18 protein-coding genes and 4 tRNA genes are annotated in these 20,120 nt (G+C 74.6%); 12 read left to right on the top strand and 10 right to left on the bottom strand.

The annotated features are described in order from the left end of the window. On the top strand, positions 1-1,049 hold a 1,049-nt coding region (locus ACH01S_RS19575), incomplete at its 5' end, for a dihydrolipoamide acetyltransferase family protein (RefSeq protein WP_067893213.1). Positions 1,050-1,073: 24 nt separating this feature from the next. On the opposite strand, the gene ACH01S_RS19570 is transcribed toward ACH01S_RS19575, so the two are convergent. Then, positions 1,074-1,859, bottom strand: a complete 786-nt coding sequence (locus tag ACH01S_RS19570; RefSeq protein ID WP_067893211.1) for an SDR family NAD(P)-dependent oxidoreductase — start codon at positions 1,857-1,859, stop codon at positions 1,074-1,076. Positions 1,860-2,120: 261 nt separating this feature from the next. On the opposite strand from ACH01S_RS19570, the gene ACH01S_RS19565 reads away from it, so the two are divergent. The 7 genes from ACH01S_RS19565 to ACH01S_RS19535 all read left to right on the top strand — a co-directional run bounded on the left by ACH01S_RS19565 (position 2,121) and on the right by ACH01S_RS19535 (position 9,617). Further along, positions 2,121-3,689 carry a DUF4331 domain-containing protein gene (locus ACH01S_RS19565; protein WP_067893209.1) on the top strand — a complete coding sequence of 523 codons (1,569 nt, stop codon included), beginning with the start codon at positions 2,121-2,123 and terminating at the stop codon, positions 3,687-3,689. Continuing rightward, positions 3,689-5,014, top strand: coding sequence for a tetratricopeptide repeat protein (locus ACH01S_RS19560; RefSeq protein WP_067893253.1), 1,326 nt, complete (start codon positions 3,689-3,691; stop codon positions 5,012-5,014). The genes ACH01S_RS19565 and ACH01S_RS19560 overlap by 1 nt, the downstream gene beginning before the upstream one ends. Further along, the gene (locus ACH01S_RS19555; protein WP_218010322.1) at positions 5,011-6,396 is read left to right on the top strand and encodes a High-affinity nickel-transporter; all 1,386 of its coding nucleotides are present in this window, start codon (positions 5,011-5,013) and stop codon (positions 6,394-6,396) included. The genes ACH01S_RS19560 and ACH01S_RS19555 overlap by 4 nt, the downstream gene beginning before the upstream one ends. 65 nt (positions 6,397-6,461) lie before the next feature. Further along, positions 6,462-7,046 (top strand): ECF RNA polymerase sigma factor SigK, encoded by a 585-nt coding sequence (gene sigK / locus ACH01S_RS19550; protein ID WP_067893205.1) that lies wholly within the window; start codon positions 6,462-6,464, stop codon positions 7,044-7,046. After that, positions 7,043-7,795 (top strand): anti-sigma factor, encoded by a 753-nt coding sequence (locus tag ACH01S_RS19545; RefSeq protein ID WP_067893203.1) that lies wholly within the window; start codon positions 7,043-7,045, stop codon positions 7,793-7,795. Before sigK ends, ACH01S_RS19545 begins: the two co-directional genes overlap by 4 nt. A 53-nt stretch (positions 7,796-7,848) precedes the next feature. Continuing rightward, complete coding sequence (pnuC, locus tag ACH01S_RS19540) at positions 7,849-8,508, top strand: nicotinamide riboside transporter PnuC (RefSeq protein ID WP_067893201.1); 660 nt, start codon at positions 7,849-7,851, stop codon at positions 8,506-8,508. Next, positions 8,505-9,617, top strand: coding sequence for an AAA family ATPase (locus ACH01S_RS19535; RefSeq protein ID WP_067893199.1), 1,113 nt, complete (start codon positions 8,505-8,507; stop codon positions 9,615-9,617). The genes pnuC and ACH01S_RS19535 overlap by 4 nt, the downstream gene beginning before the upstream one ends. On the opposite strand, the gene ACH01S_RS19530 is transcribed toward ACH01S_RS19535, so the two are convergent. The 6 genes from ACH01S_RS19530 to ACH01S_RS19510 all read right to left on the bottom strand — a co-directional run bounded on the left by ACH01S_RS19530 (position 9,614) and on the right by ACH01S_RS19510 (position 13,104). After that, positions 9,614-10,798, bottom strand: coding sequence for an ROK family transcriptional regulator (locus ACH01S_RS19530; RefSeq protein ID WP_218010321.1), 1,185 nt, complete (start codon positions 10,796-10,798; stop codon positions 9,614-9,616). The two genes, ACH01S_RS19535 and ACH01S_RS19530, sit on opposite strands and share 4 nt — an antisense overlap. 96 nt (positions 10,799-10,894) lie before the next feature. Continuing rightward, positions 10,895-12,715 carry a glycoside hydrolase family 3 protein gene (locus ACH01S_RS19525; RefSeq protein WP_083980880.1) on the bottom strand — a complete coding sequence of 607 codons (1,821 nt, stop codon included), beginning with the start codon at positions 12,713-12,715 and terminating at the stop codon, positions 10,895-10,897. 77 nt (positions 12,716-12,792) lie between these two features. After that, positions 12,793-12,864, bottom strand: a tRNA-His gene (locus ACH01S_RS19520). Positions 12,865-12,866: 2 nt separating this feature from the next. Then, a tRNA-Arg gene (locus ACH01S_RS19515) sits at positions 12,867-12,939 on the bottom strand. Positions 12,940-12,944: 5 nt separating this feature from the next. Further along, positions 12,945-13,017, bottom strand: a tRNA-Met gene (locus ACH01S_RS43670). Position 13,018: 1 nt separating this feature from the next. Beyond that, positions 13,019-13,104: transfer RNA gene (locus tag ACH01S_RS19510), tRNA-Ser, on the bottom strand. A gap of 341 nt (positions 13,105-13,445) precedes the next feature. Between ACH01S_RS19510 and ACH01S_RS19505 the strand changes: the two genes are divergently transcribed. The 4 genes from ACH01S_RS19505 (at position 13,446) to ACH01S_RS19490 (ending at position 16,763) form a co-directional block, all read left to right on the top strand. Beyond that, the gene (locus ACH01S_RS19505) at positions 13,446-14,807 is read left to right on the top strand and encodes an MBL fold metallo-hydrolase (RefSeq protein WP_067893195.1); all 1,362 of its coding nucleotides are present in this window, start codon (positions 13,446-13,448) and stop codon (positions 14,805-14,807) included. A 93-nt stretch (positions 14,808-14,900) separates the two neighbouring features. Next, positions 14,901-15,479 carry a rhodanese-like domain-containing protein gene (locus ACH01S_RS19500; protein WP_067893193.1) on the top strand — a complete coding sequence of 193 codons (579 nt, stop codon included), beginning with the start codon at positions 14,901-14,903 and terminating at the stop codon, positions 15,477-15,479. Beyond that, positions 15,476-16,441 (top strand): sulfite exporter TauE/SafE family protein, encoded by a 966-nt coding sequence (locus tag ACH01S_RS19495; RefSeq protein ID WP_067893191.1) that lies wholly within the window; start codon positions 15,476-15,478, stop codon positions 16,439-16,441. Before ACH01S_RS19500 ends, ACH01S_RS19495 begins: the two co-directional genes overlap by 4 nt. A gap of 49 nt (positions 16,442-16,490) precedes the next feature. After that, positions 16,491-16,763 (top strand): metal-sensitive transcriptional regulator, encoded by a 273-nt coding sequence (locus ACH01S_RS19490; RefSeq protein WP_067893189.1) that lies wholly within the window; start codon positions 16,491-16,493, stop codon positions 16,761-16,763. A 13-nt stretch (positions 16,764-16,776) separates the two neighbouring features. Here the strand turns inward: ACH01S_RS19490 and ACH01S_RS19485 are convergent, their stop codons facing one another. Genes ACH01S_RS19485 through ctaD form a run of 3 tightly spaced genes read right to left on the bottom strand, consistent with a single transcriptional unit; the run spans position 16,777 to position 19,883 of the window. Further along, positions 16,777-17,832, bottom strand: a complete 1,056-nt coding sequence (locus tag ACH01S_RS19485) for a DUF2776 family protein (protein WP_067893187.1) — start codon at positions 17,830-17,832, stop codon at positions 16,777-16,779. A gap of 56 nt (positions 17,833-17,888) precedes the next feature. Then, positions 17,889-18,188 (bottom strand): hypothetical protein, encoded by a 300-nt coding sequence (locus ACH01S_RS19480; RefSeq protein WP_067893186.1) that lies wholly within the window; start codon positions 18,186-18,188, stop codon positions 17,889-17,891. 3 nt (positions 18,189-18,191) lie between these two features. Continuing rightward, positions 18,192-19,883 carry an aa3-type cytochrome oxidase subunit I gene (gene ctaD / locus ACH01S_RS19475; protein WP_067893184.1) on the bottom strand — a complete coding sequence of 564 codons (1,692 nt, stop codon included), beginning with the start codon at positions 19,881-19,883 and terminating at the stop codon, positions 18,192-18,194. Positions 19,884-20,120: the final 237 nt, after the last annotated feature.

The raw sequence follows: 20,120 nt of genomic DNA, 5'->3' as shown, positions 1-20,120 counted from the left end.
CCCCGGTCGGCGGCGCCGCCGCCCCGGCTCCCGCCGCCGCCCGGCCGGAGGCCGAGCCGGAACCGGAACCGGCACCGGCGCGCGAGCCCGAGCCGGTCGCCGCCGCCCCGGCGGCTCAGGCGGCCCCTGCTCCGGCCGTGCCGCGTTCCTCGGGACGGTCGCGTCCGCCGTCGTCGCCGCTGGCCCGGCGGCTGGCCCGCGACCACGGCCTCGACCTCGCGACGCTGACCGGCTCCGGTCCGGGCGGACGGATCGTCCGCGCCGACATCGAGGCCGCGATCCGCACCACCGCGCCCGCCCCGGCGCCCGCGGCGGCCCCGGCTCCGGCTCCGGCTCCGGCCGTGACGGCGCGGGCCGTCGACGACCCGGACGTCGAGGCCGTCCCGCTGAACCGGTTCCGCAAGGTCGCGGCGCGGCGGCTCACCGAGAGCAAGCGCGAGGCGCCGCACTTCTACCTGAACCGGGAGGTGGACGCCGAGCCGCTGCTGGCGTTCCGCGCCACGCTCAACGAGGCGCTCGCCCCGGCCAAGGTCAGCGTCAACGACCTGATCGTGAAGGCGGCCGCGACCGCGCTGCGCGAGCACCCGGCCGTGAACGTCTCCTACACCGAGGAGAACCTCCTCTTCCACAAGCGCGTGCACGTGGGCGTCGCGGTCGCGGTCGAGGACGGCCTGCTCGTCCCCGTCATCAAGGACGCCGACCGCAAGAGCGTCTCGGAGATCGGACGGGAGACGCGGGAGCTCGCGGGCAAGGCGCGGGACGGGAAGCTGTCCCTGCCGGAGATGAGCGGCGGGACGTTCAGCGTCAGCAACCTCGGCATGTTCGGCGTCGACTCGTTCTCCGCCGTGATCAACCCGCCGGAGGCGGCGATCCTCGCGGTGGGCGGCGTCCGGGACGAGCCGGTCGTCCGGGACGGGCAGGTCGTCCCCGGCAAGCGCCTCGCGCTGACGCTGTCGGTCGACCACCGCGCCACCGACGGCGCGACGGGCGCGAAGTTCCTGGACCGGCTCGCCACGCTGCTGGAGAACCCGCTGCTGATCGTCGCCTAGCCCCGGGCGGGCCGCCCGGCGCGGCTAGAGCATGACCCGGCCTCCGGCCACGTCGACCGTGAGGCCGGTCAGCCAGCCCGCCTGCGCGGACGCGAGGAACAGCGCGGCGCCCGCGACGTCGCGCGTCTCCCCGATCCGGCCGATCGGGTGGGACGCGGCGACCGCCTCCCGCACCTCGGGCGACATGTACCGGTCGGTGCGCTCGGTGCGGATCGTGCCGGGCGCGACGCAGTTGACGCGGACGCCGTCCGCCCCGACCTCGGCGGCGACGTGCCTGGTCAGCGCCTGGACGCCGGCCTTCGCCGCCTCGTAGGCGACCGGCGCGCCCCACGGGTTGCCGAGCTCGCGCCCGCCGCCGCCCGGCAGGTTCGTCGGGAGCCGTCCGGCCGAGGACGACATCGTGACGACCGCGCCCGCCCGCCGTTCCTGCATGCCGGGCAGGAAGGCCTTCAGGGTGAGGAACGTCGCGGTCAGGTTGCCGTCGACGACCGACCGCCACTCCTCCTCGGACATGGCGGCGGTCGGCCCGGGACGCGCGATGCCGCCTCCGGCGAACGCGCACAGCACGCCCACCGGGCCGAGCCCGTCCTCGATCCGCCCGCGCGCCGCCTCGATCGCGGCGAGGTCGGTGACGTCGGCGACGACCCCGATCCCGCCGATCTCCGCGGCGACGCCGTCGAGGGCCGCGCCGTCGCGTCCGATGACGGCGACCCGCGCGCCCTCGGCGGCGAACGCGCGGGCGGTGCCCGCGCCGATTCCGCGCGAACCGCCGGTGACGACGACGACCGTCCCGCTGAGCTCGGGGTACATGGCTTCTCCTCTGCGCTCTCCGCTGCCTTCCCACCTGCGCCTTCAGTCTGAGTGAGCGCTCACTCATTGTCAAACGGACGCCCCGGCGGGGTGGCCGCATCCGGCCAACGGGCGGCCGGGACCAACCAGATCCGGGACCGGCGGCGAAGTAGTCGCGGGCATGGCGAAGAGACCGGTCGATCCGGCGTCGCGGCAGACCTAGCCCAGCGCCACCGAGGCGCCGCCGCGACGGGCGTCCGGAGGCCGGGAGGGGTATCCACGATGCCGACCGTTCGTCCGACCATCCATCCGACCGCGCGGCGGGCCGCCGCGCTGGTCGCCGCCGGTGGCCTGCTCCTCGCGGGCGGGTTCGCCGGGCTCGCGCCGCGGCAGGGCGCCGCGTCCAGCCACCGCGAGGCGCCGCTCATCTCGGGGCAGCCGCAGTACGACAACACCGACGTGTACGCGTTCGTCAGCCCGGACAAGCCGGACACGACGACGCTCGTCGCCAACTTCATCCCGTTCGAGGACCCGGCGGGCGGGCCCAACTTCTACAAGTTCGCCCGCGACGCCCGCTACGACTTCAACGTCGACAACGACGGCGACGCCCAGCCGGACCTCATCTACCGGTTCGAGTTCAACGACTTCCTGAAGAACGGCAACACCTTCCTCTACAACACCGGGCCCGTGACGAGCCTGGACGACCCCGACCTCAACTTCACCCAGACCTACGACCTGACCCTGATCCGCCAGAAGGACGGGAAGGTCACCGGCGTCAGCAAGCTGGCCAACAACGCTCCCGTCGCGCCGTCCAACGTGGGCAAGGCGTCCATGCCGAACTACTCCGTGCTGCGCCAGCAGGCGATCAAGCAGCTCGGGAACGGGACGACCGCGTTCGCCGGGCAGGCCGACGACTCCTTCTTCATCGACCTCCAGATCTTCAACCTGCTGTTCAACGGGAACCTCAAGGAGGTCGGCGACGACACCGTCAGCGGCTACAACGTGAACACGCTGGCCGTCCAGGTGCCGACGAAGGACCTGGTCACCGGCCAGGACCCGGTGATCGGCGTCAACTCCACCGTGCAGCGGCAGACGGCGGGCGGCGACTGGGCGCAGGTCTCGCGGCTCGGCGCCCCGCTGGTGAACGAGGTGGTCATCCCGCGCGGGAAGAAGGACACGTTCAACGCGTCCAACCCGTGGGCGGACGCGCAGTTCGCCCAGTTCGTCACCGATCCCGAGGTGCCGAAGCTGATCCAGCAGCTCTACAAGATCCCGGCGCCCGCGACGCCGCGCAAGGACCTCGTCCAGGCGTTCCTGACCGGCGTGCCGGGGCTGAACCAGCCGAAGAACGTGCGGCCGGCCGAGCTGCTGCGGCTGAACACCTCGATCAAGCCGAACCCGAAGCCGGACCGGCTCGGCGTCCTCGGCGGCGACGTCCAGGGCTTCCCGAACGGGCGGCGGCTCACCGACGACGTCACCGACATCATCCTCCAGGTCGCCGAGGGCGAGCTGCTCGGCAACAAGAACGACCTCGGCGACGCGGTCAACGCCAACGACCTCCCCTTCGACAAGGCGTTCCCGTACGTGGCGGCTCCCCGCTCCGGGACGGACGCCCGCGGCAGGACGCCGGGCGCCAGGACGTCCGGGCAGCGCACGGGCGCGGACGGCAAGCCGATGAGCTTCCTCAACGCGGGTGCGACGCGGAGCACGGCCGGCGACGGCGACGGCGGGTCGGCGCTGCTCGGCGCGCTGCCGGTCGCGGCGCTGGCGGGCGGCGCGACGTTCGTGCTGACCGGCGGGCTGCTGTGGTGGCGGCGCCGGAGCCCCGAGCCGGGACGGCGCGCGAGCTGATGCGCCGTCGCCCCCTGATCGCCGGGGCCTCGGCCGCCGGACTCGCCGTGGCGTTGACGCTCGGAGCGGCGGTGGCCCCCCACCGCCCCTCCGATGTGCGCGCCACGGCCGGGTCCGGCGCCGCCGGGGCCCCGGCCTCCGGCGTCGCGGGGCTGCAGGCGCGGCTCCGCGACCGGCCGCGCGACGCCGCCGGATGGGCGTCGCTCGGCCTCGCGTACGTGGAGCTGGCCCGGACCACCGGCGACACGACCTACTACCCGAAGGCCGACGGCGCGCTGCGGCGCTCCCTGAAGGAGGCGCCCGGCGACGACGGCGCGCTCGCCGGGCTCGGCGCGCTCGCCGCCGCCCGGCACGACTTCCACGGGGCGCTGCGGCACGCCGACGCCTCGCTCGCGGCGAACCCGTACGGGCAGCGGGCGGCGGCCGTCCGGGTGGACGCGCTGGTCGAGCTCGGCCGCTACGACGACGCCCTCGCGGCGGCGCGGCACGCGGACGCGGCCCGGCCGGGCATCCCGATCTTCACGCGGCTCGCGTACGTGCGGGAGCTGCGCGGCGAGGTGAAGGAGGCGCGCCGCGTCCTGGGCCTGGCGCGGACGTCCGCGACCGACCGGGGCGACCTCGCCTACATCGCGACCGCGACCGGCGAGATCTCCTGGAACGACGGCGACCTCGGCCGGGCCGGGCGCGAGTTCGCGGAGGCGCTGCGCGCGTCGCCCGGCTCGGTGCCCGCGATGGCGGGCGCCGCCCGCGTCCGCGCCGCGCGGGGCGACGTCGCGGGGGCGCTCGCCGGATGGGCGGAGATCGTCCGGCGGCTGCCGCTGCCGCAGTACCTGACCGAGTACGGCGAGTTGCTGGAGGCGGCCGGACGCCGCGCCGAGGCGGACCGCCAGTACGCCGTCGCCGCGACCTGGGCGCGGATCGCGAAGGCCGACGGCGTGGACGCCGACCTGGAGACCGCGCTGTTCGAGAGCGACCACGGCGACCCGGCGGAGGCGCTGCGCGCGGCGCGGGCCGAGTACGAGCGGCGCTGCCCGGGGGCGGCCCGCGCGAAGCAGTGCAGTATCCACGCGGCGGACGCGCTGGCCTGGGCCCTGCACCGCAACGGCAGGGACCGGGAGGCGCTCCGCTACGCCCGCCAGGCGACCGCGACCGGATACCGCCGCGCCGAGTTCCGCTTCCATCTCGGCGTCATCGAGAAGGCGGTCGGCGACCGCGCCGCCGCCCGCCGCGACCTCGCCGCGTCGCTGCGCCGCAACCCGCGGTTCTCCCCGCTGTGGGCACCTCGCGCCAAGGCCGCGCTGACCGACCTCGGAGGCACGCCGTGATCACACTCGCGCTCGCGGCCGGGCTCGCCGCCGCGCACCCGCTCGGCAACTTCACCGTGAACCACTACGACGGGCTCGTCGCGGCCCCGCACGAGCTGCGGATCGACCACGTCGAGGACCTCGCGGAGATCCCCGCCGCGCAGGCCCTGCCGGACCTCGACGCCGACCACGACGGGCGTCCGTCCGGCGCCGAGCTGGCCGCCTGGGCGGCCGGGACGTGCCGCCGCGCCGCCTCGTCGTTCCAGGTCACCGTGGACGGGCGGGCGGTGGCCGCGACCGTGCGGGCCGCGTCGGCGACGGCGCCGTCCGGGCAGGCGGGGCTGCCGACGCTGCGCGCCGAGTGCCGGATCACCGCCCCGGCCGGGCCCGGCGCGATCACCTTCCGGACGGGCGAGGCGGACGGACGGGTCGGCTGGCGGGAGGTCACCGCGCGGGGCGACCGGATGACGCTGTCCGCGTCGGACGTGCCCGCGACGTCGCGCAGCCGCCGCCTCACCGCCTATCCCGGCGACATGCTCGCGTCGCCGCTCACCCGGCGGTCGGCGACGCTCACGGTGCGGGCGGGCGGGCCGCCGCTCGCCGCGCCCGCCGCCGGAGGCGGACCCGAGCGCCTGCTCCCCCGCGGGACGGACGGCCTGACGCGGCGGTTCACGTCCCTGGTCGCGCGGCGCGACCTCACGCCGGGCTTCGCGCTGCTGGCGTTCCTCGTCGCGCTGGCGCTCGGCGCGCTGCACGCCCTCGCGCCCGGCCACGGCAAGACGATCATGGCCGCGCACGCCATCGGGTCCGGACGGCGGCGGACCCTGGACGTCCTCACCCTCGGCCTGACCGTCACCGCCACGCACACCGCCGGGGTGTTCGCGCTCGGGCTGCTCGTCACGTCCGGGACGCTGCTCGCCCCGGACGCGGTGTTCCCCTGGCTCGGCGCGGCGGGCGGCGTCCTCGTCACGGCGGCGGGCGCGGTCCTGCTGCGCCGCGCCCTCCGCGCCCGCCGCCACCCCTCCCACGGGCACGGCCACGGCCACGGCCATGGCCACGGGCACGGGCATGGGCATTCGCACGCGCCGCCGCGGCGGGGCGGGGTCGTGCTGATGGGCCTCGCGGGCGGGATGGTCCCGAGCCCGTCGGCGGTGGTGGTCCTGGTCGGCGGCGCGGCGATCGGGCGCGCGTGGTTCGGGGTCGTGCTCGTCCTCGCCTACGGGCTCGGGCTCGCGGTGTCGCTGGTGTCGGTCGGCGTGCTGGTCGCGGCGGGACGGGCCCTGGCCGGACGGCGCGTTCCGGCCATCCGGCGGTGGGTTCCGTCCGGGATGATGCCTATCGGGTCGTCCGCGACGGTCGTCGTCCTCGGGGTCGGCCTGACGCTGCGCAGCCTCGTCCTGTGACCCCCGATCCCCGGCGGGCCGCGCTGCGCGGCCCGGGTCGGGCGGCCCACCGAGGGGAGCGCGGCATGCCAGCGGAGACGGGACCGCCGGAGACGGGCGCCTCGCCGGGGCACGGCGCGGACGCGCTGCTCGGCCGGGTGGCGCGCGGCGACGAGCGGGCCTTCGAACGGCTGTACGACGTGGCGGCGGCGCCGGTGCACGGGCTCGTCCGGCGGGTCGTCCGCGATCCGGCGCTGGCGGAGGAGGTGACGCAGGAGGTCATGATCGAGGTGTGGCGGTCGGCGGCGCGCTTCGACCCGGCGCGCGGGTCCGCGCTGGCCTGGATCACGACGATCGCGCACCGCCGGGCCGTGGACCGGGTGCGGCGCGAGCAGCGCGCCGGGGACCGGGAGGCGCGGACCGCCGCCGCGCCCGGGTCCGCGCACGACCCGGTGGGCGAGCGGGTGGAGGCGCGGCTGGAGCACGAGCGCGTCCGGCGCTGCCTGCGGACGCTCACCCGGCTCCAGCGCGAGGCCGTGACGCTCGCCTACTACGCGGGGCATTCTTACCGTGAGGTCGCCGAGCTCGTCGGCGCGCCGCCGAGCACGGTCCGGACCCGGATGCGCGACGGCCTCGTCCGCCTGCGCGACTGCCTGGGAGTCGAGCGATGACCGAGGACCTGCACAGCCTCACCGGCGCCTACGCGGTGGACGCGATCGACGACCCCGGCGAGCGCTCCCGCTTCGAGGCGCACCTCGCCGGATGCGAGCCGTGCGCGGCGGAGCTGCGCGAGTTCCAGGCGACGGCGGCGCGGCTCGGCATGGCGGTCGCCGAGCCGCCCCCGCCCGAACTGCGCGACCGGGTGATGGCGAGCATCCGGAACGTCCCGCAGGCGCCCCCCGCCCCGGCGGACCGCGCGGTGGACCGGTCGCCGGGAAGGAGGGCACGTCCCGGGACGCCCTCGCGGCGGTGGCGGCGGGCGGTCGCCGCCGGGCTGGCCGCCGCCGCGTGCCTGGTCACGGCGGCGTCGGTCGCGCAGGCCGTCCGGGACCGGCAGCGGGTGGAGCGTGCCGAGGCGGCGTACCGGGACGTCGCGTCCGTGCTGTCCGCGCCCGACGCCCGCGCCGCGACGGGACGCGCCGCCGACGGCGGGACGGTCACCGTCGTCGCGTCCGCGGCGCGCGGGCGGGTGGTCGTCGCGTCCGCCGGACTGCGGGCGCTGCCGTCCGCGCGGGCGTACCAGCTCTGGCTGATCGGCGCGGACGGCCCGCGCTCGGCCGGGCTCCTGCCCGCCGACCGGAGCCGCCCCGTCGTCGCCGGGACATGGCGCCCGGCCGACAGGCTCGGCCTCACCGTCGAACCGGCGGGCGGCTCCGCGCGCCCGACCTCGGCACCGCTCGTCCTCCTCACTCCGGCCTGACCCGCGGCCCGCCCCCCCTTGTCGTCCTTCTGACGAGATGTGATCATGGCGGGATGTCGGTGAACGTCCCGCTGGGCCCGCTGCTCGATCCCGCCTTCCACCTCGGCGGTGTCCCGACGACCTGGGCGGAGCTGCTCGGCTTCGCGACGGGCGCGCTCAACGTGTGGCTCGTCGTCCGGCAGAAAATCTGGAACTGGCCGGTCGGCATCGCGAACGTGGTCCTGCTCGGCCTCGTGTTCCTGGACGGCGGCCTGTACGCCGACTCCGGGCTGCAGATCGTCTACGTCGCGCTCCAGCTCTACGGCTGGTGGGTGTGGCTGTACGGCGGGGACGGCCGCGACCGGCTCCCGGTGCGGCGCACCCGGGCGGCCGAATGGGCCGCGCTCGGCGCCGCGGCCGCCGCCGGGACGGCCCTGCTGACCTGGGCCCTCTCCGCCTGGACCGACTCGACCGTCCCCTTCTGGGACGCCCTCACCACCGCGATCTCGCTGACCGCGACGTACGGGCAGTCGCGCAAGCTGCTGGAGTCGTGGTGGCTGTGGATCGCCGCCGACCTCGTCTACATCCCCCTCTACTTCCACAAGGACCTGAAACTGACCAGCGCGTTGTACGTCGTGTTCCTGACGCTGTGCGTGTCCGGGCTGCTGGCGTGGCGGCGCGACCTGCGCTCCCGGGGCCGGGGCGCGGCGGGCCCGGCGGTCCAGCCCGCGTGAGGCACGCGCACGGGCTGGTGATCGGCAAGTTCTACCCGCCGCACGCCGGGCACCGCCACCTGATCGACACGGCCGCGGCGGCGTGCGACCGGGTGACCGTGGTCGTCGCGGCGTCGAGCGTGGAGAGCGTCCCGCTGCCGCTGCGGACGGCCTGGCTGCGCGAGGCGCACCCGCAGCCGCACGTGGAGATCGTCCCGGTGGTGGACGACACGAGGATCGACTACGGCTCGGCCGAGGTCTGGTCGGCCCACGTCGCGGCGTTCCGGTCGGGCGTCGCGACGTTGTCGGGCCTCGGCGTGCCCGTCCCGCCCGTGGACGCGGTGTTCAGCTCCGAGGAGTACGGCCCGGAGCTGGCGAAGCGGCTCTCGGCGCGGCACGTCCCGGTCGATCCGGCGCGGGACCGGTTCCCGGTGAGCGGCACCGCCGTCCGGGACGATCCCGCGGCGCACTGGGGGTTCCTCGCGCCGCCCGTCCGCGCGTACCTGGCGCGCCGGGTCGTCGTGGTGGGCGCCGAGTCGACCGGGACGACGACGCTCGCCCGCGCCCTCGCCGCGCACTACGCGGGCCGGGGCGGGGTCTGGGCGGCGACCCGCTGGGTCCCCGAGTACGGCCGGACGTTCACCGAGGAGAAGCTCGCCGCCGCCCGCCGCGCCGCGGGCGACCCGTCCCTGTGGCTGGACGACCTGACCTGGGAGCCGGCCGACTTCGTCCGCATCGCCGAGCACCACGCGGTGATGGAGGACGCCGCCGCCCGCTCGGGTTCGCCGCTGCTCGTCTGCGACACCGACGCGTTCGCCACGGCCCTCTGGCACGAGCGCTACCTCGGCGGACCAGCGCCCGCGGCGGTGGAGGCCGTCCACGAGCGGAACCCGCACCACCTGTGGATCCTCACCTCGCCGGACGGCGTCCCCTTCGAGCAGGACGGCTGGCGGGACGGCGCGTCCATCCGCTCCCGGATGTCGCGGCGCTTCGAGGAGGAACTCCGGCGACGGGGCCTGCCCCACGTCAAGGTGGCGGGCCCGCACGACCGGCGCCTGGCGGCCGCCGTCGCCGCGACGGACGCCCTCCTGGCCGAAGGCTGGACCTTCGCCACCCCGCTGACCCCCTAGCCCTGGGCCGCCTCCCGCTCGTCGGCGACGCTGAGAACCGCGTCGGCCGGACGGTCCAGGCGGAACAGGTCCTCGTCGATGCGGTCCAGGGCGAGCCGGACCGCGCCGAGGCCCACCGACTCGTCCCCCAGCTTGGACGCCTCGATCCGGACCGGGCTCGGGCACAGCGGCGCGACCCGCCTGCGCAGCTCGGCGACCAGCGCGTCCCCCGACCTGATCAGCGGCCCGCCGAGCACCACCATCTCCGGGTCGAGGACGAGCGCCATCGCCGCGATCCCGCGCGCCATCCGGGCGGCGAGCCGCTCGACCGCGTCCCGTGCGGCGGGGACGCCGCGGGCCGCGTCCTCCAGCACGCGCTTGGCCTCGTCGAACAGCGGCCCGGCGCCGGCGTCCGGGACCAGCGCGGCGGTGGTGTCGCGCAGGCCGAGCTCCGGCAGCATGCCGATCTCCCCGGCCGCGCCCCAGCGGCCCCGGTGCAGGCGCCCGCCGAGGAGCGCGCCCATGCCGGTGTGCAGCGCGGCGTGGACGCAGACGACGTCGTCGGCGTCGCGGGCGGCGCCGCGCCAGCGCTCGGCCAGCGCGGCGAGGTTCGCGTCGTTCTCCACGAGGACCGGGCACGGGAACGAGCGGCCGAGCTCGCGGCCCAGCCGCACGCCCGTCCAGCCGGGGACGACGGTGCAGGACGTGACGGTCCCGTCCGGCGCGACGACGCCCGGCGTCCCGGCGGCGACCGCCCGCAGCGACCGCCGCTCCACCGACGCGTCCCGCAGCCCCGCCCTCACCGCGGCGCGGACGGCGGCGATCCGCTCGCGCGGCGGGGCCTGCTCCGCCAGCCCGGCGCGGTGGCCGCCGACGACCGCGCCGGTCAGGTCCGCGACGACGACCCGGACGCGGCGCGCGTCGATGTCGACGCCGAGCGCGTGCCCGGCGCGGGCGCGGAAGCGGTAGCGGCGGGCGGGACGGCCGAGGCCCGCGCCGGGACGCGGCGCGTCCTCCGCGACGAGGCCGCGCTCCATCAGTTCGCCGAGCACGCCCTCGGTGGTGGGCCTCGACAGCCCGACCCGCGCGGCCAGCTCGGACAGCGTGCCCTCGCCGCCGTCGCGCAGCTCGCGCAGCGTCGCGGCGGAGTTGAGGCGGCGGAGCATCGAGGGGTCGCCCCCGCGCATGGAGTGTGGTGTCACGGCACCCTCTCGGACAGCGATCCGGCGGACGCGCCCATTATTCCAGGCCACTTATGAAAGACAGTTGCATAATTCGGCCGGGCGCCCGCGCCGCGGTCAGTAGTCGAGCCCGTGGCCGAACGGGAACAGCGGCGCCTTCCCGTCGCCCTTGTTGATCGGCTCCTGGCCGCTGTCGCGCATCCACGTCACGGGCAGGCGCCCGGTCGGGGCGGTCTCGCCGTACAGGACGTCGGCCACGCCCGCCCCCTCCGTGCCGGGGAGCCAGGCCGCGACCAGGGCGTCCCACCCCGGAAGCCGGTCGGCGACGTCCAGCGGACGTCCCGACACCAGCACGACGATCAGCGGAATATCGGCGGCGCGGAGCCGCTCGATGGTCTTCACATCGTCCGGGTCCAGGCGGAGGCCGTCCGGACGGTCGCCGTGGTACTCGGCGTACGGCTTCTCCCCCACGACGGCGATCGCCGCGTCGTAGGAGCCGTCGACACCGGCGCCGTCCCTCTCGTAGGTGATGTTGTCCGGCGTCTGGGCGACCTGGCGGATCCCGTCGAGGATCGTCGTCCCCTTGGTGATCGGGCCCGGCCCGCCCTGCCAGGTGATCGTCCATCCGCCCGACTGCATGCCGATGTCGTTCGCGCTCCGCCCGGCCACGAACACCTTGTCGTCGTCGTCCAGGGGCAGGGCGTTGTTCTCGTTCTTCAGCACCACCTGCGACTTCGCGACCGCCTGCCGCGCGAGCGCGCGGTGCGCGGCGCTGCCGACCGTCCTCATGTACGAGCGGTCCGCCAGCGGATGCTCGAACAGTCCGAGCTCGAACTTCTTCGTGAGGATCCGGCGGTTGGCGTCGTCGACGCGGGACATCGGGACCCTGCCGCTGTTCACCGCGTCGCGCAGGTAGTCGATGAACCTGCGCCATTCCGTCGGCACCATCACCATGTCGATCCCGGCGTTGACGGCCGCGACGACCTCGTCCTCGGTGAAGCCGGGCTTGTCGTCGATCCGGTCGATGCCGTTGTAGTCGGAGACGACGAACCCCTTGAATCCCAGCTCGCCTTTCAGCACATCAGTGATCAGGTAGCGGTTCTGGTGCATCTTCAGCCCGTTCCACGAGCTGTAGGAGACCATCACCGAGCCGACCCCGCGCCGCACCGCCTCCCGGAACGGCGGCAGATGGACGGCGCGCAGCTCCGGCTCCGTGATCCGCGCGTCGCCCCGGTCCTCGCCGCCCGCCGTCCCGCCGTCCGCCACGAAGTGCTTCGCCGTCGCGAGGACGGACGCGGGCCCGCCCTGCAGGCCGTCGACCAGCGTCGTCATCATCGAGGGCAGCTCCGGCACCTCGCCGAACGACTCGTAGGTCCGTCCCCAGCGGTCGTCGCGGGCCACGCACACGCAGGGCGCGAAGTCCCAGTTCACGCCCGTGCCCGCCAGCTCCTCGGCCGTCGCGGCGCCGATCCTGCGGACCAGCTCCGGGTCGCGGGACGCGCCGAGCCCGATGTTGTGCGGGAAGATCGTCGCGCCCGGAACCGTGTTGTGGCCGTGCACCGCGTCCACGCCGTACACGATCGGGACGCGCAGCGGCGAGGCGAGCGCGCCCCGCTGGTACCCGTCGTACATGTCCGCCCAGCCCGGCGGCGTGTTCGGCGACGGCGCCGACCCGCCGCTCGACAGCACCGCGCCGAGCCGGTACCGCGTGACGTCCTCGGGCGTGACGTACCTGCGTTCGGGCTGCGTCATCTGGCCGAGCTTGTCGTCCAGGCTCATCCGGCCGAGCAGGTCCCGGACCCGGTCCCCGACCGGGAGCCGCGGATCCAGATACGGCGCGGGACCGGGCTCCGCCCGCGCGGGCCCGCCGCAGACGGCCAAGGCGACCACCGCCGCGAGCCCGGACGCCAGCAGAGCCTTCAGGGCGGAACCACGCATACCTCGGGCTTTTCCCAGCGCCGATCAAAAACAATGCAACCTGATTCCAGCCCTTGGGCAATATCTACCCCCGAAAGGGCCCCCGATCGGGATCGAACCGACACTTCCAGGACCACAACCTGGCGTGCAGACCACTACACCACGAAGGCCGCGTCTCCGGCAGGACTCGAACCTGCGTCCTCCGGGTCCGCAACCCGGCGCGCTCTCCACTGCGCCACGGAGACCTGCGTGCTGAGCGCAGGAATCGAACCTGCCTGATGCGGCTTATGAGACCGCCGGACGCACCAGCGTCCCTGCTCAGCGCGGAGGGTGCGAGACTCGAACTCGCGCAGGGGGCGACCCTGACCACGGCTTAGCAAGCCGCTGCCTTCCCACTCGGCCAACCCTCCGAAAAACAAAAGACCGCCCGCGATCAGCGGGCGGCCGGAGCCGGGACGCGCGATTCACGTCCCCCGGCGGCACCCGAGATCGGAACGACGGCGATGCATTCGCTGACTGCGCATTTCCCCTGCCCCTTCCGATCCCGTTTCGGCTTCGTCCCTCATTCTGCCGGGGCCGCCTCCGCCCCGGCAAACCATTTTCCGGCGGCCCGCCGAGGGACGCCGGGCACGCCGCCGCGCCCGCACGCGGCCGCCCCGGCTGGATACCCCAGGGGGTATTTGCCATCGCGCCCGTCGCTCGGCTACCGTGGCGAACATACCCCCAGGGGTATCCGACGGGAGGAGGTCCAGTGATCGAGATCGTTGCGATGGACACGCCGTCGCTGGGAGACCGCAGCTACCTGGTGACGGACGGGACGGTCGCGTTCGTCGTCGACCCGCAGCGCGACATCGACCGGATGCTGGCGGCGGCCCGCGAGCGGGGCGTGCGGATCACGGACGTGTTCGAGACCCACGTCCACAACGACTACGTGACCGGCGGCCTGGCGCTGGCCCGCGCCACCGGCGCCGCGTACCGCCTCAACGCCGCCGATCCGGTGGCCTTCGCGCACGACCCGGTCCGCGACGGCGACGTGGTCGAGGTGGGGACGCGGATGCGGGTCCGGGCGCTCGCCACGCCGGGCCACACGTTCACGCACCTGGCCTACGTGCTGGAGGCGCCCGGACGCGCGCCCGCCGTGTTCACCGGCGGGTCCCTGCTGTACGGATCGTCCGGACGGCCCGACCTGCTGGGCGCCGAGCACGCCGCCGAGCTGGCCGCGGCGCAGCACGGCTCGGCGCACCGGCTGGCGGACGAACTGCCGGACGAGGCCGAGGTCTTCCCGACCCACGGGTTCGGCAGCTTCTGCTCGGCCACCCAGTCGCGGGCCGCGTCCTCGACCATCGGCCGGGAACGGCGCGGCAACCCGGTGCTCACCCTGGACCAGGCGGCCTACGTGGAATCGCTGCTGGCCGGGCTCGACGCCTACCCCGCCTACTACGCCCACATGGAACCGCTCAACACCGCCGGACCTCTGGCGCCCGACTTGTCGCCGCCGCGCCGCGCCGACGCGGCCGAGCTGCGCCGCCGCGTCCAGGACGGCGAGTGGGTCGTGGACCTGCGCTCGCGCACCGCGTTCGCCGCCGGTCACCTGGCCGGGACCCTCAACTTCGGGCTGGACGGGAGCCTCGCCACCTACCTCGGCTGGCTCATCCCGTGGGGGACGCCGCTGACCCTGCTCGGCGAGACGTCCGACGACGTGGCGGCGGCCCAGCGGGAGCTGGTGCGGATCGGCATCGACCGGCCCGCCGCGTCCGCCACCGGCGGGCCGGAGCGCTGGGCGGGCGGCGAGCGGCTCGCGAGCCACCCGGTCGCCTCGTTCGCCGAGCTGGCCGCCGTGCGGCACCACCGCCCGGTCACGGTCCTGGACGTCCGGCGCGATCTGGAATGGAACGGGTCGCACATCGACGGGGCCGTCCACATCCCGCTGCACGACCTGCCCGTCCGCATCGACGAGGTCCCGCCGGGCGAGGTCTGGGTGCACTGCGGCGCCGGATACCGCGCGTCCATCGCCGCCTCGCTGCTGGCCGCCGCCGGGCGCCGCGTCGTGGTCGTCGACGACGAGTACGGCTCCGCCGCCCGGACCGGACTGCCCCTCGTCACGGCCGCGTGACCCGCGCGGCCCCGTCCGCCCCGGTCCCGGACCCGGCCCGCACCGGGCCCGGGACCGGCCCGACACCGACACCCCGTTCGAGGTGAGACCGAGATGACCACCCTCCCCGCCGCCGTCGAGGCCGCGGACCTGCGCGAGCGCCTCGCCGCGCCGGACGCCCCGCGGATCCTGGACGTCCGCACGCCCGGCGAGTTCGCCGCCGCGCACATCCCCGGCTCCTACAACGTCCCGCTCGACACCCTCCGCGAGCATCGCGCCGACCTGCGCGCCCATCTGGACGAGATCGTCCTGGTCTGCCGGACCGGCAACCGCGCCACCAAGGCCGAGCGCGTCCTCGCCGCGGACGGGACGACCGGCGCGCACGTCCTGACCGGCGGGATCCTCGCCTGGGAGGCGGCGGGCGCGCCGCTCACCCGGGGCCGCGCCCGCTGGGACCTGGAGCGGCAGGTCCGCCTGGTCGCGGGAGTCCTCGTACTGGCCGGCGTCCTCGGCGCGCTCGCCGTCCCCCCGCTGGTGTGGCTGGCCGCCGCCATCGGCGCCGGGCTGACCGTGGCCGCGCTGACCGGCACCTGCCTGATGGGGACGCTGCTGGCCCGGCTGCCCCACAACCGCGCGCCCGGCTGCGACGCCGCCGGACTGGCCGCCCTGCTGCGGGACCGGGCCCCGCGATGACGCTCGCCCTCACCCTCGCCGCCGCGCTGGCGATCGGCGCCTCGCTCGGCCTGCTCGGCGGCGGGGGCTCCATCCTGACCGTCCCGCTCCTCGTGTACGTGGCGGGGGTGGACACGAAGCAGGCCATCGCGATGTCGCTGTTCGTCGTCGGCGCGACCGCCCTTGCCGGTGTGCTGCCGCACGCGCGCGCCGGACGGGTCCGCTGGCGCACCGGGCTGCTGTTCGGCGCCGCCGGGATGGCCGGGGCCTACGGCGGCGGACGGCTGGCCGCCTATCTCCCGGCGGGGGTCCTGCTGGCGGCGTTCGCCGTCATGATGGCCGTCACCGCCGCCGCGATGCTGCGCCACCGCGGCCCCGGAACGCCCGAGGGCCCCGAGGCTCCGGCGGACCGGCCCGCCGGACGGCCGGTCGCCCGGATCGTCCTCGAAGGCGTCTCGGTCGGGCTCGTCACCGGGCTGGTCGGGGCGGGCGGCGGGTTCCTGGTCGTGCCCGCCCTGGTGCTGCTCGGCGGCCTCTCGATGCCGACGGCCGTCGGCACCTCGCTGCTGGTCATCGCGATGAAGTCGTTCGCGGGCCTGGCCGGGTACCTGCACGGCGTCCAGTTGGACTGGAGGCTCACCCTCGCGGTCACCGCCGCCGCCGTCCTCGGCGGCGTCCCGGGGTCGCGCCTCGCCGGACGCGTCGACCCCGCGCGGCTGCGCCGCGCCTTCGGCTGGTTCGTCCTCGCCATGGCCGCGTTCGTGCTCGCCGGGCAGGCGCCGCCCGGGGCCCGCCACGCGCTGACCGCCCTCTCCGGCACCGGGACGGCGCTCGTCGCGGTCGCGCTGGCGGCCGGAGCCGTGGCGGTGCTCGGCGGCAGGCCCTGCAAGGCCCCCCTTCGCGCCGCCCCGCCACGACGGTGTTGGCGGCGCTGGCTGGACGTGGGAATATCAGCCGTCCGACGTGCGTCCGGATACCCATAGGGGTATATCTGAGGACGGCGCGGCCGAGCGCCCGAGGAGGAGAGCGGACATGCGGTTGGACAAGGACGACCTGGCCGACGTCGCGGTGCGGCTGCGCCGCGCCCAGGGCCAGATCGGCGGCATCGTCAAGATGATCGAGGAGGGACGGGACTGCGCCGACGTGATCACGCAGCTCGCCGCGGTCTCCCGCGCCCTCGACCGCGCCGGTTTCAAGATCATCGCGACCGGTCTGGAGCAGTGCGTCTCGCGTGAGAACGCGGGCACCGAGCAGAGCGAGATCGACCGCGCCCAACTGGAGAAGCTGTTCCTGGCCCTCGCCTGAACGCTGCCCGCCCTCAGCCGCTCGTCCCGCTCTCCAGGATGGAGACGATGGAGAACAGCGAGAAGCAGATGCCGCCGAGCCCCACGAGGACTCGGGCCGCGACGAGCACCGCCGGGTCGGCCGACTCGAAGAGGAACGCCGAGAGGTACAGGCACGCCAGCGCCGTGCCGACCGGGATCAGCGGGACCCGGTTCGCCAGCGGGGCCTTCCGCCGCCAGACGAGCGCGAGCAGCAGCACCTTGCTGAGGATGCTCCAGCAGATGAGCCCCAGCCCGATCAGCACGTAGAGCGCGGCCGGTTGCGAGGACCGGGTGTGGACGGCGATGGCGATCACCGCCCATCCGATCCCGACGGCCCCGAGGACGGCGGCGGCGCCGGGCCACAGGACGCGCTCCCGCGGCGTGTAGGTGTTCTGGATCTGCCGCAGAATGCTCGCCACCAGTCCGATGAGGCAGGTGCAGACGAGGGCGAGGCCGCCCATCACGTGCGCGGCGGTGAAGCGTCCCGCCGCGGCCCCGCCGCCCCCGCCCGCCAGCAGGAGGAACGCCCACGCCCAGGTGGCCAGGGCCGCGCCGACCGGAAGCGCCAGCAGGATCCGCGCGGCGGACGGGCCGAACGGCGCCGGGGACCGCGGCGGCGACCCCTCGGGCAGCGCCGAGTTCTCGCTGATCAGGAGGAACCGGGTGGAGGCCGTGGCGACGCACGAGACGCACACGCAGACCATGCCCACGCCGAAGATCACATGCCCGGCGACGAAGTCGGGCGGCGGCCGCGGGGTCCTCGCGAGCAGGTAGAGCCCGTACCCGGTGGGGACGGCGCCGACCGCGAAGCCGAACACCGGGTAGAGCAGCCGGTCCAGCGCGGTGTAGCGGCCGATGAGCTGCCTGATGATCGTGGCGGCGGTGGCGAACAGGCAGAGGCAGATCGCCGCGAGGAAGATGAGCACCAGACCGGCGACGCGTGCGCTCGGCCCGGACGAATGCGCGAGGACGTATCCCCCGAGCGCGGCCGATACGGCTCCCATGACGACGGGTATCGCGCGGAACAGAACGCTGATGTTGTAGTTCATCGAGCCCTCTGGGGAACGGCGTCGAGATCCGTCATCGTGCCGCTCCTTTCACATCATCAGGTGAGGGCGATGCAGAGAACGGCGATGGCGATCGCCACGGCGGCCAGCAGCGGCAGCCAACTTCGGAGGGCGGATTCCCCCGCCCCGGGGACGGCCTCCTTCGGCGCGACTCCCCCGCCGGTCCGCCGCGCCCGGAGAGCGGCGCCCCTGACGCCGCCCGCCACCGCCCCGACCAGGCACGCCGCCGCGACCAGGAGGATGCCGCCCGCCCAGTCCCCGGTGCCCACCCGGTAAAGGACCTGCGCGCCCGCCAGGACGGACGCGCACAGCCAGAACAGCGGCGGCGGGCGGCGCATCGGTCATTCCCTCCCGGCCCGGGGCTCGCTCGGGGGAAGGTAGGCGTCGGCCAGCTCGGTGCCGAGATGCGGATGGTGCAGGTCGAACGCCGGACGCTCCGAGCGGATCGCCGGAATGGAGTTGAAGTTGTGCCGGGGCGGCGGGCAGGACGTCGCCCACTCCAGGGAATTCGCGGTCCCCCACGGGTCGTCCGACTCCACCCTCCTCCCCCTCTTCCACGTCACGTAGATGTTGAGGAAGAACGGCAGCGTCGAGGCGCCGAGGACGAAGGAGAAGATCGAGGACACGTGGTTCAGCGGCTCGAAGAGGCGGGGGTAGTCGGCGTACCGCCGGGGCATCCCCCAGGCGCCGAGCCAGTGCTGGACGAGGAACGTGCCGTGGAACCCGATGAACAGCAGCCAGAAATGGATCTTCGCGAGCCGTTCGTCGAGCATCTTCCCGGTGAACTTCGGCCACCAGAAGTAGAAGCCCGCGTACATGCTGAACACCACGGTCCCGAAGACCACGTAGTGGAAGTGCGCGACGACGAAGTAGGTGTCGGAGAGCTGGAAGTCCATGGGCGGGGACGCCAGGATGACCCCGGTCAGCCCGCCGAAGAGGAACGTCACGAGGAAGCCCACGGCGAAGAGCATCGGCGCCTCGAAGGTGAGCTGGCCGCGCCACATCGTCCCGACCCAGTTGAAGAACTTCACCCCGGTCGGCACCGCGATGAGGAACGACATGAAGGAGAAGAAGGGCAGCAGCACCTGCCCGGTGACGAACATGTGGTGCGCCCACACGGTGATCGACAGCCCGGCGATCGCGATCGTCGCGAACACCAGGCCGACATAGCCGAAGAGCGGTTTCCGGCTGAACACGGGAATGATCTCGCTGATGATGCCGAAGAACGGCAGCGCGATGATATAGACCTCGGGATGGCCGAAGAACCAGAAAAGGTGCTGCCACAGCAGCGTGCCGCCGTTCGCGCCGTCGTAGATGTGCGCGCCGAGTTTCCGGTCGGCCTCCAGCGCCGCGAGCGCGCCCGCGAGCACCGGGAAGGCCAGCAGGATCAGAATCGAGGTCAGCAGCACGTTCCAGGTGAACAGCGACATCCGGAACATCGTCATTCCGGGGGCGCGCATGCACAGGATCGTCGTGATGAAATTGACCGCGCCGAGAATCGTGCCGACGCCCGACAGCACCAGGCCCGTCACCCACAGGTCCCCGCCGATTCCGGGCGACCGGACCGGGTCGGACAGCGTGGCATAGGCCGTCCATCCGAAACTTGCCGCCCCGTTCGGGGTGAGGAACCCGCTGACGGCGATGAGCCCGCCGAACAGGTAGAGCCAGTACGAGATCATGTTCAGCCGCGGGAACGCCACGTCCGGCGCGCCGAGCTGCAGCGGCATGACGGCGTTGGCGAACCCGGCGAACAGCGGCGTCGCGAACAGCAGCAGCATGACCGTGCCGTGCATGGTGAACATCTGGTTGAACTGCTCGTTGCTCAGCAGCTGGAGGCCCGGCCGCAGCAGCTCGGCGCGGATCGCCATCGCGAGCACCCCGCCGAGCAGGAAGAAGGAGAACGAGCTGATCAGGTACATGTACCCGATCACCTTGTGGTCGGTGGACGAGAGCCACGAGGCGACGATGCGCCCCTTGGACGTCCGGGGCCGGGCCGTCCGCGGCGCCGGCGCCCGCTCTTCGAGCGTGCTCACGGGCCGCTCCGGGGACCGGCCGCGATTCGGGCCATCGGGACGCGGGCGGGGCGCCGACCAGCCGACAGATTCGCCATCCACTGATCATCTCCGACGCCATTGAAATGGCCGCCCCGGCGGGCGCCAAAATGCGGGTAATATTCATCTCCGCCTGCCGTGACGCCCCCGGCGGGATCATCCCTCGCGCAAGGAACGGGTCAAGTTTGCGAGCGCGGCGTTTTTCCGTCCGGCGCGGGT

This window comes from Actinomadura chibensis NBRC 106107 (assembly GCF_001552135.1).
GTDB classification, from domain to species: domain Bacteria; phylum Actinomycetota; class Actinomycetes; order Streptosporangiales; family Streptosporangiaceae; genus Spirillospora; species Spirillospora chibensis.
Note: the sequence above shows the minus strand (reverse complement) of the source record. Positions and strands in the feature narration are given on the sequence as shown.